Genomic DNA, 13999 nt, shown 5'->3' on the forward strand with positions numbered 1-13999 from the left:
GGTGCATTACCCGACAGACCGCATTCGCGAGCAAGCCCGCTCCCACATTGTCCGAGTATTTCTATTAAACCGTTTTCGACATCCGGCCCGCCAACAGCGCCCAGCCAAACAGGCCGAGGCACAGGATGATCAACGGCCACGAGCGCCATTCCAGATACGGCGTGAGGTTGTGCATCGGCACCACCTCGCCGTAGAGAATCCCGCGCTCAAACTGCGGGATCTGCACGGTGATCTGCCCGTACGGGTTGATCAGGCCGGTGACGCCATTGTTGGTGGCGCGAATCATCCAGCGACCCGCTTCCAGGGCGCGCATCTGGGCCATCTGCAAATGCTGCAGCGGGCCGATGGAGCGGCCGAACCAGGTGTCGTTGCTGATGGTCAGCAACAAGTCGCTACGGGCTGACAAGCTGGCGGCGAACTCCGGGTACACCACTTCATAGCAAATGAACGGCGCAATCTGATAGCCCTTGGCTTGCAGCAAAGCCTGGTCGGATGGCCCGCGGGCGAAGTCCGACATTGGCAGGTCAAAGAACGCGATCAGGCCGCGCAACATGTCCTGCAGCGGCACGTACTCGCCAAACGGCACCAGCTTCTGCTTCAGGTAGGTACCGTCGCCTTCGCCCACCACCGTGATGCCATTGAAGAAGCGCTTTTGGTGGTGCACTTCCTGGCGGATCGGTACGCCGGTGATCAGCGCGGTGTGCCGGTCCGCGGCGAACTTGCCCATCATGCCCAAGTAACCCTCGACAGATTCCTTGAGCACCGGCACGGCGGTTTCCGGCCATACCAGCAGGTCGACAGGCTTGGAGCTGAAGCTCATGTCGCGGTACAGCGCGAGCTGCGCATTCAACTGCTCGGGGTCCCACTTCATGCTTTGTTCGACGTTGCCCTGGACGGCCGCCACGGTCAGCGGTGCGCCAGAAGGGCTTGTCCATGCGTGATGTTTGAGTGCCAGGCCGATGGCCCATGGCGCCACCAACAGCAGCAAGCCCGCACCGATGAACAGGTTGCGCTTAGCCGCCAGCAGACGCGGCAGGTTGCAGATCAGTGCGGCGGTCAGCGCCAGGGCAAAGGAAATCAGCCACATGCCACCCAGCGGCGCGAGGCCGGTGAGAGGGCCGTCGAGCTGGCTGTAACCGGAATAAAGCCATGGGAAGCCGGTGAGGAACCAGCCGCGAAACGCTTCCTGGCCAACCCAGAGTGCGGCGAAGGCCAGGGCATCGGCCAATGGCGCTTCATTGCGACGCAGCCAGCGCGCCCACAGCCAGGCGGGCAGGGCAAAGAACCAGGCAATTGCCGCCGTAAACGCCAGCATCAGCATGCCAGCCAGCAGCACTGAAGCGCCGCCAAAATGGTGGATGCTGTAGTAGATCCAGCTGGTACCGGCGCCAAACAGACCGAAACCGAAACACCAGCCACGGCCCAGGGCCTGGCGTGGTGTCAGTTCACGCAATCCCGCATAAAAGAACCCGACGGCCACCAGCGCAAAAGGCCAAAGGTCGAACGGCGCCAGCGCCAGGGTAGTGATGGCGCCGGCCACCACGGCCAGCAAGTTACCGGGCCAGCCGGGTGCAATCATACGGCGCATGTCAGTCCTTAGCGGGCAATAGGTGTCAGGCGAATCAGATGGATCCTGCGGCTGTCGGCATTCAGGATGCGGAAGCGATAGGCGCCGATTTCCGTTGTCTCGTTACGCTTGGGCAGATGCCCGAACGCACTCATCACCAGGCCGCCAACCGTGTCGAATTCATCGTCGGAGAATTCGCTGTCGAAGAACTCGTTGAAGTTCTCGATCGGCGTCAGGGCCTTGACCAGGAAGTCACCGCTGGGCAGCGGCTTGATGTAGCTGTCTTCTTCCACATCGTGTTCGTCTTCGATGTCACCGACGATCTGTTCCAGCACGTCTTCGATCGTCACCAGGCCGGCCACACCGCCGTATTCGTCAATCACGATGGCCATGTGATTGTGGTTCGCACGAAATTCGCGCAGCAGCACATTCAGGCGCTTGGATTCGGGGACGAAAGTGGCAGGACGCAGCAGGTCCTTGATGTTGAAGCTGTCGCCGTTCTCCTTGAGGATCAGCGGCAGCAGGTCCTTGGCCAGAAGGACACCCATGACGTCGTCATGGCTTTCGCCGATCACCGGGTAGCGCGAGTGCGCCGAGTCGATGACGGCCGGGAGGAATTCCCGAGGGGTCTGGGTCGCCTTGATGCTGACCATCTGCGAGCGCGGGACCATGATGTCCCGCACCTGCAAGTCAGCGACCTGGATGGCGCCTTCGACGATGGCCAGCGCTTCGCTGTCCAGCAACTTGTTCTGATGTGCCTCGCGCAGCAGCTCCAGCAGCTCCTGGCGGTTTTTCGGCTCGTGGGCAAAGGCCTGGGTGAGTTTCCCCAGCCATGACTTTTGCCCGTTGCTCGATCGGTCTTCGCTCATAGCGATTACTCTAAATCCTTTGTTGTTTCAGTTAGGTGTAGTTTCAATTTCGTCATCTGCATACGGGTCGCGATGACCCAGTTCTGCAAGCAACGTTCGTTCCAGTGCTTCCATTTCTTCGGCTTCGTCATCGTCTATATGGTCGTAACCCAAGAGATGCAAGCAGCCGTGGATGACTAGATGAGCCCAATGGGCCTCAAGTTCCTTTCCTTGTTCCGCCGCTTCACGCTCGACCACTTCGACGCAGATCACCAGGTCGCCCAGTAATGGGATGTCCAGTAACTCATCGGGTACGTCAGCGGGAAACGACAGCACGTTGGTCGCGTAGTCTTTTTGTCGCCAGGTGTGATTCAGTTCACGGCCTTCGGGCTCGTCCACCAGGCGAATGGTCAGTTCCGAGTCGGCGGTACGCTGGCGCAGGGCCAGTGTGCACCATTGGCGGAACTGTTCTTCGCTGGGGGCGGGCGCTTCGGTGGCCAGCTGCAGGTCAAGCTCAAGCATCGCGGCGAGTGTCCTTGGCCGGTTGGTCGTCGCGGTGTTCGAAGCGCTCGTAGGCTTCGACAATGCGCTGCACCAGCGGGTGACGGACCACGTCTTTGGGCATGAAGTGCGTGAAGCTGATCCCTGGCACGTCCTTGAGCACGTCGATCACCTGGGCCAGGCCCGACTTGGTGCCTTTCGGCAGGTCGACCTGGGTGACGTCGCCGGTGATCACGGCCGTTGAGCCGAAGCCGATCCGGGTCAGGAACATCTTCATCTGCTCGACGGTGGTGTTCTGGCTTTCGTCGAGGATGATGAAGCTGTTGTTCAGCGTGCGGCCGCGCATGTAGGCCAGCGGGGCGATCTCGATCACTTGGCGCTCGATCAGCTTGGCCACGTATTCGAAGCCGAGCATCTCGTAGAGTGCGTCGTAGAGCGGGCGCAGGTACGGGTCGATCTTCTGGGCCAGGTCGCCGGGCAAAAAGCCCAGTTTCTCGCCGGCTTCCACCGCCGGGCGCACCAGCAGGATGCGTCGCACCTGCTCACGCTCCAGGGCGTCGACCGCACAGGCCACGGCCAGGTAGGTCTTGCCGGTACCGGCCGGGCCGATGCCGAAGTTGATGTCGTTACCCAGGATCTCTTTGACGTAGCGCTGCTGATTCAAGCCGCGAGGGCGAATCATGCCTTTCTTGGTGCGCAACGCGACGCTGGCTTCGGCTACCGGGTTATTCGCCAGGTCTTGCACCGCAGATTCCTGCAGGTACAGGTGCACCGTTTCCGGCGACAGCTCGCTACCTTTGGTTTCCCGGTAGAGGCGGCGCAGGAGGTTTTCTGCCGAGGTGGTGTGTTCGGGTTCACCAATAAGCTCGAATTGATTGCCGCGGTTGCGGATCTCGATGCTCAGGCGTTGTTCGATCAGGCGCAGGTGCTCGTCGAACTGTCCGCACAGATTGGCGAAACGGCGAGCCTCAAAGGGCTCGAGGAGAAAACGATGTGGTTCTATGGGTGCGTTCAAGGTCGTTTTTAGCCGCCCTGGGGCAATTAAGATGAAATCAAGGATAACGCCAGCAGGCCGGGTGCGAAAGCACTTAAACGGAGCATCTTGGCTGACGGCGATTCTGTAGGAGCGAGCTTGCTCGCGAAAAACGTCAACGATACCGCTTGCAGCTTGAATATACGCGGTGCCCTCAGGTTTTTCGCGAGCAAGCTCGCTCCTACAGAAACTTGGTTTATTGGATCAGCGAGCCGCGCAGCGAGTGCGGTTGTGCCGCGTCGATGTGCACGTCGGCGAACTGCCCGATCAATGTCGGATTATCGCAGCGGAAGTTGACGATCCGGTTGTTCTCGGTCCGGCCCTGCAATTCGCCAGGGTCTTTTTTCGAGTAGTCGGTCACCAGGATGCGCTGGGTCGAGCCCACCATCTGTCGGCTGATCTCGAAGCCTTGTTGGTTGAGGCGATGTTGCAGGGCGTTCAAGCGCTCTTTCTTCAACGCTTCCGGGGTTTCGTCCGCCAGATCCGCCGCCGGGGTGCCCGGGCGCTGGCTGTAGACGAACGAGTAGGAGAAGTCGAACCCGACGTCTTCAATCAGCTTCATGGTCTGCTGGAAATCTTTCTCGGTTTCGCCCGGGAAGCCGACGATAAAGTCCGAGCTGATGCAGATCCCCGGCACCGCCGCACGCAATTTGCGCAGCTTGGATTTGTACTCCAGGGCGGTGTGGTTGCGTTTCATCGCCGAGAGGATGCGGTCCGAGCCTGATTGCACCGGCAAGTGCAGGTGTTTGACCAATTCCGGCACTTCGGCGTGAGCCTGGATCAGGCTGTCGGAGAACTCCAGCGGGTGCGAGGTGGTGTAGCGAATCCGCTCGATCCCGTCGACGGCCGCCACCACGCGGATCAACTCCGCGAGGTCCGCCAGGCGCCCGTCATGGGTCTGGCCGCGATAGCCGTTGACGTTCTGCCCCAGCAGGGTCACTTCACGCACGCCGTTTTCGGCCAGGTGAATGATTTCTGCCAGCACGTCGTCGAACGGCCGGCTGACTTCTTCACCGCGGGTGTAGGGCACCACGCAGAAAGTGCAGTACTTGCTGCAGCCTTCCATTACCGACACATAAGCGCTCGGGCCGTCGATGCGCGGCTCGGGCAAATGGTCGAATTTTTCGATTTCCGGGAACGAGACGTCGACTTGCGGCAGCTTGGTGATGCGTGCGGCGTCGATCATTTCCGGCAGGCGGTGCAGGGTTTGCGGGCCGAACACCACGTCGACGTACGGTGCACGGTCGCGAATGGCGGCGCCTTCCTGGCTGGCCACGCAACCGCCGACGGCGATCACCATGTCCGGGTTGGCCAGTTTCAGTTCACGCCAGCGGCCCAGTTGCGAGTACACCCTGTCCTGTGCCCGCTCGCGGATCGAGCAGGTATTGAGCAGGATCACGTCGGCATCTTCAGCGCGGGCGGTGACTTCCAGGGCCTGATGTTCACCCAGCAGATCGACCATGCGCGAGCTGTCGTACTCGTTCATCTGGCAACCGTGGGTTTCGATGTAAAGCTTCTTGGCCATGGGGATCGTCAACTGGTGGTAAAGAACCGCGCATTATAGGGGGCATGCCGATAGGTTCCTAGCACTGTGCATCGGACGCCATGCTATAGTTCGCGCCCTCTTTTATATCCCCCGATGTGTTACCCGCCCACCATGACCAAACGTGAAGCTCCAATCTACAAGGTGATTTTCCTTAACCAGGGCCAGGTGTTCGAAATGTACGCCAAGCAGATCTATCAAAGTGATCTGTGGGGCTTCCTGGAAGTGGAAGAGTTCGTCTTTGGCGAGCGCACACAGTTGGTCGTCGACCCGGGCGAGGAAAAACTCAAGGCTCAGTTCGAGGGCGTGGTGCGCAGTTTTGTGCCGATGCATTCGATCGTGCGCATCGATGAAGTCGAGCGCCTGGGCACGCCGAAAATCAGCGAAGCCCGTGGCATGAGCAATGTCATGCCGTTTCCGATGCCGATGCCTGAGAAGTAAGGCTTAAGACCGCGTCGACCCCTTCGCGAGCAAGCCCGCTCCCACTTTCGACCGAGTTCCACCTTTGGAATACAGTCGAAAGTGGGAGCGGGCTTGCTCGCGAAGGCGGCAGTAAAGGCGCTACAGAACTCAGGGCAGTGGCGAAAATGGCGAGCGGCCATCTGCGCTCTGCAGTTCCTGCAGGTAGTTACGGAAAATCTGACCCAACACCTGGGTCGCCACTTCCAGTTCGTCCCGCTGCATGTGCTCGGCCACTTCGTCGGCCGTGTCCAGCGCATCTTCGGCGCCGTTGACCGCCGCCATTTTCAGCACGATATACGCCTGAACGTTATTGGCCGGTACGCCTTCGCCGTGGAAAAACATGGTGCCCAGCTGGAATTGCGCCTGGGCGTGGCCCTGCAACGAGGCTTTCTCGAAGTAGCTCAAAGCCTTGTTGAGGTCGCGTGCGGGATTTTTACTGTCGTAGAAGTACTCGCCCAACTCGTATTGCGCCTGCGCATCCCCGCCATCGGCCTGTTTCTGGCACGCGCTCAGGGCTTCGGCCTGGCTTTCTGGCTGGGTATTGAGGGTGCAACGACCCATCGCTGGGATTAACAACGAGTTGCCGCCTGCCTGGGCAAACGCCAGCAGCGGCTGAAGGAGCAACAGGCAGCCCAGAACCAGGGTGCGGCCGGTGCGTTTCATGGGAATCGACTTACCTCTGACGGGGCGCGGGACCCACGGGGGGATCCAATAAGCGCGCATTATGAAATAAGCAGGCACCTGCTTACAAAGTCTTTACTCGTTTTTCTGCTGCGTGGGCAAGTTATCTGCCGGATTGCAGGTGAATTCTCGAAAAAAGACGGAAATGCCTGTAAGCAAAGTAGCAAATCTGACGCCGCCAGGGGCGACGTCGGATTTTTGAGCCGCTTATTTCAAGGCGGCGAAGGCGCGCTCGGCGGCATCAAGGGTCAGTTTCAGCTCGGCATCACCATGGGCGATCGAGGTGAAGCCGGCTTCAAAGGCGCTCGGGGCGAGGTACACGCCGCCGTCCAGCATCAGGTGGAAGAAGCGCTTGAACAGGTCGGCATCGCTGCCCATCACGTCGTCGAAGGTGACGATGTCGTCGGCGCCGCTGAAGTACAGGCCGAACATGCCGCCCGCCTGGGTGGTCACGAACGGAATGCCGGCCGCATCAGCGCGCTGTTGCAGGCCGTCCAGCAGACGAGTGGTGTAGTCGGTCAGTTCGGCGTGGAAGCCCGGGCGGCTGATCAGGCGCAAGGTGGTCAGGCCGGCGGCCATGGCCAGCGGGTTACCCGACAGGGTGCCTGCCTGGTACACCGGGCCCAGCGGCGCGATGTGTTGCATGATTTCGCGCTTGCCGCCGAAGCAGCCCACCGGCATGCCGCCACCGATGATCTTGCCGAAAGTGCTCAGGTCCGGCGTAACGCCGTAGTAAGCCTGGGCGCCGCCGAGGGCCACGCGGAAACCGGTCATCACTTCATCAAAAATCAGCACGACGCCGTGTTTGTCGCACTGTTCCCGCAGGCCTTCCAGGAACCCCGGGGCCGGCGGTACGCAGTTCATGTTGCCGGCCACTGGCTCGACGATGATGCACGCCACTTCCTGGCCGACTTCGCTGAGCATCTGCTCGACCGCAGCGATGTCGTTGAACGGCAGGGTCAGGGTGTGTTTGGCAAATGCTGCCGGCACACCGGCGGAGCTCGGTACGCCCTGGGTCAACGCGCCGGAGCCGGCTTTGACCAACAGGCTGTCGGAGTGGCCGTGGTAGCAGCCTTCGAACTTGATAATGCTGTCGCGGCCGGTGAAACCACGGGCCAGGCGAATCGCACTCATGGTGGCTTCGGTGCCGGAGCTGACCATCCGCACCATCTCCATCGACGGCACGATGGAGCACACCAGGTCGGCCATCTCGGTTTCCATGGCGGTGGGTGCGCCATAGGACAAGCCGTGTTGCAGCTGCTGGCGCACTGCGTCCAGTACGTCCGGATGGCTGTGGCCGAGGATCATCGGGCCCCACGAACCCACGTAGTCGACGTAGCGCTTGTCATCTTCGTCGGTGACGTAGGCGCCTTCGGCATGTTTGAAGAACAACGGCGTGCCGCCAACGCTCTTGAACGCTCGCACGGGGGAGTTCACACCGCCGGGGATGTGTTTCTGGGCATTGGCAAACAGGGTTTCGGAACGGGACATGATCGTGTTCTCTGAATTCAAGATTTTAGAAGATCGTTGAAGGCGCGGGCGCGACGCGTGACTTCCTGGGTGCTGTCGGCACCAAACAGGCCGTGGACCACCGCCAGCAGGTCGGCACCGTGGGCCACCAATGGTTCGGCGTTTTCCAGGGTAATGCCGCCGATCACGCAGATCGGCAGGTGCAACCGCGCGCGGGCCTGGGCCAGCAGTTCAACGGTGGCGGCCGGGGCGCCCGGCTTGGTGTTGGAGTTGAAGAAGCGGCCGAAGGCGACGTAACTGGCACCCTCTTTGGCGGCCTGCTCGGCCAGTTCGATCTGGCTGTGGCAGGTGGAACCGATGATCGCTTTGGAACCCAGCAGCGCGCGGGCCGGGGTCAGCGGGCCGTCGGTCTGGCCCAGGTGCACGCCGACGCCGAGGCGCGCGGCCAGTTCGGCGTCATCGTTGATGATCAGTTGCGTCTTGTAGCGCGAGCACAGCTCCCGCAGTTTTTCGGCTTCCCGCAGGCGGCGCGCTTCGTCGCTGCTTTTATCGCGGTATTGCAGCAGGGTCACGCCACCGTCCAACGCCGCTTCGACGTAGGCCAGGAACTTGCCGGCCAACAGTTGGCTGTCGGTAATGGCATAAAGGCCACGTAGTTTCATCGGGCAGGCCTCTTGGTGTTACGAGCAGAAATCCAACGGCAGACGACGAGGCACGAATTGCCCCTGGCCGAGTTGTTCAGCGTCACGCAGGGTGCGCCAAGTGTAGTTGAGGGCCGATTGCACCGCGCTGACCAAACCTTCGCCTTGTGCCAGCCGACCGGCCAGTGCGCTGGCCAGGGTGCAGCCGGAACCGTGATAGCTGCCGGGCAGGCGCTGGCAGGTAAAGGTCTGGTGCGTGCCGTCGCGACTGTAGAGGCGGTTGTGCACTTCGTGCTCGTCGCCGTGGCCGCCGGTGATCAGCAAGTGCTTGATGAAAGGCAGCAGTTTCGCGGCGCATTCGTCCGCCGTGCCTTCGGGCAGTTCGGCGAGGATGCGGGCTTCGGGCAGGTTCGGCGTGGCGATCAGCGACAGCGGCAACAGCCGCTCGCGCATGGCGTAGCCCACTTCGTCCTTACCCAGGCTGCCGCCACCGCCGGCGCGCAGCACCGGGTCGCAGACCACCGGCAGATGCGGGTGCGCCTTGAGCAGCTCGACCACGGTGTCGACCATTTCCAGGGAACCGAGCATGCCCAGTTTCACCGCCGCCACTTCGGAATCGCCGAGCACAGCGTTGGCCTGGGCCAGCACCCACTCGCGATCCAGCACGCGGAAATCGCTGACATTGACGGTGTTCTGCACAGTCAGCGCGGTGACGGCCGGGGCCGCATGACAACCCTGGGCGAGCAGGGCTTCGATATCTGCCTGCAAGCCGGCGCCACCACTGGGATCATGGCCGGAGAGACAGAGGACAACGGGGCGAGAGCTGTAGATATTCATGGTGCGCGAGCTTACCACCAAACGCTTTTTGGGTGGCTGTCGGGCGAAGGTTGAATTTTTAGCGGATGAGTGGAGATAAATGGCTGTTTGCTATCATTGGTAAATACAGGTCAAATGCTCTGTAAAGCCCGCTCTAGAGCCTTTCAAAAAATTATTTCAATGGTGTCTTTTGGCCTGTAATGGCTATGCTAGAGTGGATCCAAACCAATAACTGTATCGCCGGTTCACGTCTACTCAAAAGGAATGGAGGCTTTTGACATAACCGGACAGGTCACGCTGGGGCTCTATGCGCTATTTGCTGATGTTACTGATGAGCGGGCTGCCGATGCTGGCTGGCGCAGTCGAGTTCAACGAGTCCACCTCCCGGTTGCCCCTGGGCCAAGTGATGCAAGTCCTTGAAGACCCAAGTGGCGCCCTGACGATTGGCGATATCAGCTCGCCGGTCCTCGCCAGTCGCTTCAAAACTCATGACAAAGCCACCTTGAATGCCGGCTATTCGCGCTCGGTGTTCTGGCTCAAGGTCGACCTTCATTACCGTCCGAAAAACCCGGAGGCCTCGCGCAACTGGCTGCTGGAATTGGCCTATCCGCCGCTGAACCAACTGGAGCTGTACCAGCCCGACAGCGTCGGCAATTATCGACTGGTTTCGCGCACCGGCAGCATTCTGCCGTTTTCCAGCCGCGAAATTCGCCAGAGCAACTACCTGTTCAAGCTCGACTTGGCGCCTGACCAGCGGGAAACCCTGTACCTGCGCCTGCAAAGCCAAGGCTCGATCCAGGCGCCGCTGACCCTCTGGTCGACCACCGCGTACCTCGAAGAACAGCCATTGCGCCTCTATGTGCTGGGTGTGATCTACGGCGTGTTGCTGGGCATGCTGATCTACAACCTGTTCATTTACCTGAGCGTGCGCGACACCAGCTACCTCTATTACATCCTCTATATTGCCTCGTTCGGCCTGTATCAGCTGTCGGTCAACGGCGTGGCCGTGCAGTACTTCTGGCCGAATAACCCGTGGTGGGCGAACGCGGCGGTTCCCTTTTTGATCGGGTCGGCGGCGCTGTTCGGCAGCCTGTTTGCCCGCAGCTTCCTGCACACCGCGCTGTACAGCCGCTGGATCAACCGGCTGTTGCTGGCGCTGGCGGTCAGCGGCGCGGCGGTGATGGTGCTGGCCTTGTTCACCAGTTATGCGCTGGCGCTGCGCCTGGCCACCGGTTTGGCGCTGGTGTTCACGGTGACCATCTTCGTCGCCGCCATCAAGGCCTGGTATTGCGGCCAGCGGATGGCGCGCTACTTCATCATCGCCTGGACAGCGTTCCTGCTGGGCGGTGTGGTGAATACGATGATGGTCCTGGGCTACCTGCCCAATGTGTTCCTCACGATGTACGCCAGCCAGATCGGCTCGGCACTTGAAGTGGCCCTGTTGTCCCTGGCCCTGGCCGACCGGATCAATTCGATGCGCGAGCAACAGGCGCAGATCCTGCTGGATGCCAGCCAGAAACTCGAAGTGCTCAACACGCAGCTGGCCCACAGCAATCGGCTCAAGGACGAATTCCTCGCCACGTTGACCCACGAGTTGCGCACGCCGATGAACGGCGTGATCGGCTCCCTGGAATTGATGCAGACCGAGCCACTGGAAGGCGACCTGGCGCAGTATCACCAAACCGCCGCCGGCTCGGCCCGCGAGATGATGCGCATGGTCAACGGCATCCTCACCCTTACCGAATTGCAGGCCGGGCGCCTCAGCCCGCAACCCCAGGTGTTCAGCCTGCGCGGGTTGCTCGACACCTTGCGCCAACAGTTCGCAGCTAGCGCCCAGAGCAAGGGCCTGGAGTTTTCGATTGATCTGGCAGATGAGTTACCGGACCGCGTCAATGGCGATCCCGGCAAGTTGGCGCAATGCCTGGATTGCCTGTTGGACAACGCGTTCAAATTTACCCACGAAGGCTCGGTACGGGTGCGGGTGGTCGGCGTGCCCCAGGCTGACGGGACGCTGCGCCTGACCTTTATTGTCACCGACACCGGCATCGGGTTCGCCTACCTCGATGAGGCGACCCTGTATCAGCGCTTCTTCCAGCTCGATGGTTCGACCACTCGCCGATACGGCGGCATGGGCATTGGCCTGGCAATCTGCCGGCAATTGATCGAGTTGCTCGGAGGCCGCCTCACCCATAATTCCGAGCCGCGGCGCGGCAGTCGCTTCCAGCTGGAGCTTGCCGTCAGTCCGGTCCAGCCCGAACCTGCGCCTGTGCGCCGAGTGCCGCAGGCACAACGTACGCCTCAGGAGTGCACGGTGTTGCTGGTGGACGACAACAGCGTCGCGCAATTGGTGGTGCGCGGCATGTTGCTCAAGCTCGGTTACCGCGTGAAAACCGTCGATAACGGGCCGGCCGCCCTGGCGCTGTTGCAGAGTGACACCTTTGATGCGGTGCTACTGGATGTGCCGGAAGGCGGGTTCTCGCTGTGCTGCCAGATCCGTGCATTGCCCGGCTGTGCCGAGTTGCCGGTGATCGCCTTGAGCACCTCCTTGCAAGCCCCGGAGCGTGAGAGCTGCCATGGCGTGGGTGTCACCGACCGAGTGACCAAGCCAGTACGTTTTGAGGCCTTGCAGTTGGTGCTGCAGCTGCGGTTGTTGCATATGGTTGAGGGTGAAAGCGCCGCCACTTAGGCGCTTATGCCACTTTTTTAACCCGGTTGACGGTGCTTAACTGACATGCAGGCCTCAATGAACGTGGCCTTTTTTCAGGAGGCCCGTCATGAACCTGCACTCGTTCGCCGAAACCCACGACGTCACCAACCAGCCACCGTCCCTGGACGGCACCAACCTGTACCGTATCGATTTGCCCCTGCAAGAATGGTCCCGGCGCTTTGGTGCCGGCTGGGCCGAGCAGCGTATCGATACCTACGGTGCCTTGGCAGGCGGGCCGCTGATGGAGGCCGGTTTCCTGGCCAACCAGAACAAGCCGGTGTTCAACAGCCACGACCGTTTTGGTCATCGTATCGACCTGGTTGAATTTCATCCGGCCTACCACGAACTGATGCGCACCGCCGTCGAGCATGGCCTGCCTTCGTTGCCGTGGGCCCATCCGCAATCCGGTGCCCATGTGGCCCGCGCGGCGATGACCTACCTGCACAGCCAGGCCGAGGCCGGCACCGGCTGCCCGCTGACCATGACCTTCGCCTGCGTGCCGGCCCTGCGCTTGCAGCCGGACCTGGCTGAAACCTGGCTGCCGAAAATTCTCGCCACCGAATACGACCCGCGCAACGTCGGCATCGCCCACAAGGCCGGCGCCACTATCGGCATGGCAATGACCGAGAAACAGGGCGGCACCGACGTGCGCGCCAACACCACCCGCGCTTACCCCGTGGGCGCCGGTGGCCCGGGCCAGGCGTATGAGCTGGTGGGGCACAAGTGGTTCTGCTCGGCACCGATGTGCGATGGCTTCCTGACCCTGGCCCAGACCGACAAGGGCCTGACCTGTTTCCTGCTGCCCCGGCACCGCCCGGATGACACCCGCAACGAGTTCTACATCCAGCGCCTGAAAAACAAACTCGGCAACTGCTCCAACGCTTCCAGCGAAGTGGAGTTTCGCGGGGCGCTGGCCTGGATGATCGGCGAGGAAGGGCGCGGTGTACCGACCATTATCGAAATGGTGGCCATGACCCGTTTCGATTGCATGGTCGGCTCCAGTGCCTTGATGCGCCAGGCACTGACCCAGGCCAGCCATCATTGCGCCCATCGACTGGTGGGCGGCCGGGTGCTCTGCGAGCAACCGCTGATGCAAAACGTACTGGCCGACCTGGCCCTGGAAAGCGAAGCGTCCCTAGCCTTGAGCATGCGCATGGGCCGCGCGCTGGACCATCTGGATAACGAACAGGAAGCCAAATTCGCCCGGCTGGTGACGGCGGTGGGCAAGTATTGGATCTGCAAACGCGCCCCGGCGATGATCAACGAAGCCGCCGAATGCATGGGCGGGGCCGGGTATGTGGAGGACAGCATCCTGCCGCGTTTGTACCGTGAGGCGCCGGTCAATTCCACGTGGGAGGGTTCCGGCAATGTGCAGTGCCTTGATGTGCTGCGGGCCTTGTCGAAAGAACCGGGCGTGCTGGAGGCGTTGTTTGTCGAGTTGGGGGATGGCCACGGTCACAAGCACCTGGCGCGGCACATCGAGCAGTTGAAGTCAGCGTTCATGGACACCCAGGACATTCAGTACCGGGCCCGGCAACTCACGGAAGACATCGCGGTGGCGTTACAGGCCAAGCTGTTGCTGGAGGCGGGTAATGCCAGTGTGAGTGATGGTTTTGTCGCCAGCCGCCTGGGTGAGTCGTCAGGCCGGGTCTATGGCACCTTGCCGCGCGGTGTGGATGTGGGAGCGATTGTTGCGCGGTCGACGCCTCAAATCCTCTGAATGAATGCGG

Annotated in this window: 12 protein-coding genes; 3 read left to right on the plus strand and 9 right to left on the minus strand. The window is 61.3% G+C overall.

Translation table 11 applies throughout. The features are described from left to right. Positions 1–64: 64 nt before the first annotated feature. The 5 genes from lnt to miaB form a co-directional block, all read right to left on the minus strand. Positions 65–1588, minus strand: coding sequence for an apolipoprotein N-acyltransferase (lnt, locus tag SNL23_RS19885; RefSeq protein WP_076014079.1), 1524 nt, complete (start codon positions 1586–1588; stop codon positions 65–67). A gap of 8 nt (positions 1589–1596) precedes the next feature. Next, positions 1597–2436, minus strand: coding sequence for an HlyC/CorC family transporter (locus tag SNL23_RS19890; protein WP_003215451.1), 840 nt, complete (start codon positions 2434–2436; stop codon positions 1597–1599). A gap of 27 nt (positions 2437–2463) precedes the next feature. Next, complete coding sequence (ybeY, locus tag SNL23_RS19895; protein ID WP_076014078.1) at positions 2464–2937, minus strand: rRNA maturation RNase YbeY; 474 nt, start codon at positions 2935–2937, stop codon at positions 2464–2466. Then, complete coding sequence (locus SNL23_RS19900) at positions 2930–3931, minus strand: PhoH family protein (protein ID WP_076014077.1); 1002 nt, start codon at positions 3929–3931, stop codon at positions 2930–2932. Before SNL23_RS19900 ends, ybeY begins: the two co-directional genes overlap by 8 nt. Positions 3932–4145: 214 nt before the next feature. Continuing rightward, positions 4146–5474, minus strand: coding sequence for a tRNA (N6-isopentenyl adenosine(37)-C2)-methylthiotransferase MiaB (miaB, locus tag SNL23_RS19910; protein ID WP_076014076.1), 1329 nt, complete (start codon positions 5472–5474; stop codon positions 4146–4148). Positions 5475–5606: 132 nt separating this feature from the next. Between miaB and SNL23_RS19915 the strand changes: the two genes are divergently transcribed. After that, positions 5607–5933: a DUF1820 family protein gene (locus SNL23_RS19915; RefSeq protein ID WP_003215457.1), complete on the plus strand. Its 327-nt coding sequence runs from the start codon at positions 5607–5609 to the stop codon at positions 5931–5933. 129 nt (positions 5934–6062) lie between these two features. Here SNL23_RS19915 and SNL23_RS19920 read toward each other — a convergent pair whose 3' ends face one another. The 4 genes from SNL23_RS19920 to SNL23_RS19935 all read right to left on the minus strand — a co-directional run bounded on the left by SNL23_RS19920 (position 6063) and on the right by SNL23_RS19935 (position 9583). Then, the gene (locus SNL23_RS19920; protein ID WP_076014075.1) at positions 6063–6617 is read right to left on the minus strand and encodes a tetratricopeptide repeat protein; all 555 of its coding nucleotides are present in this window, start codon (positions 6615–6617) and stop codon (positions 6063–6065) included. Between the two features lie 225 nt (positions 6618–6842). Then, on the minus strand, positions 6843–8126 hold the full coding sequence (hemL, locus tag SNL23_RS19925) for a glutamate-1-semialdehyde 2,1-aminomutase (protein WP_076014074.1): 1284 nt from the start codon (positions 8124–8126) through the stop codon (positions 6843–6845). A gap of 17 nt (positions 8127–8143) precedes the next feature. Continuing rightward, positions 8144–8767 carry a thiamine phosphate synthase gene (gene thiE / locus SNL23_RS19930; RefSeq protein ID WP_076014073.1) on the minus strand — a complete coding sequence of 208 codons (624 nt, stop codon included), beginning with the start codon at positions 8765–8767 and terminating at the stop codon, positions 8144–8146. A gap of 18 nt (positions 8768–8785) precedes the next feature. Further along, positions 8786–9583 (minus strand): hydroxymethylpyrimidine/phosphomethylpyrimidine kinase, encoded by a 798-nt coding sequence (locus SNL23_RS19935; protein WP_003215474.1) that lies wholly within the window; start codon positions 9581–9583, stop codon positions 8786–8788. A 286-nt stretch (positions 9584–9869) separates the two neighbouring features. Here SNL23_RS19935 and SNL23_RS19940 point away from each other — a divergent pair, with 286 nt between their 5' ends. Together SNL23_RS19940 and SNL23_RS19945 are read left to right on the plus strand one after the other, a co-directional pair. Further along, complete coding sequence (locus tag SNL23_RS19940) at positions 9870–12248, plus strand: hybrid sensor histidine kinase/response regulator (protein WP_318303216.1); 2379 nt, start codon at positions 9870–9872, stop codon at positions 12246–12248. 88 nt (positions 12249–12336) lie between these two features. After that, the gene (locus SNL23_RS19945; protein ID WP_318303218.1) at positions 12337–13989 is read left to right on the plus strand and encodes an acyl-CoA dehydrogenase family protein; all 1653 of its coding nucleotides are present in this window, start codon (positions 12337–12339) and stop codon (positions 13987–13989) included. Positions 13990–13999: the final 10 nt, after the last annotated feature.

The organism is Pseudomonas sp. SED1 (assembly GCF_034044025.1).
GTDB lineage: Bacteria > Pseudomonadota > Gammaproteobacteria > Pseudomonadales > Pseudomonadaceae > Aquipseudomonas.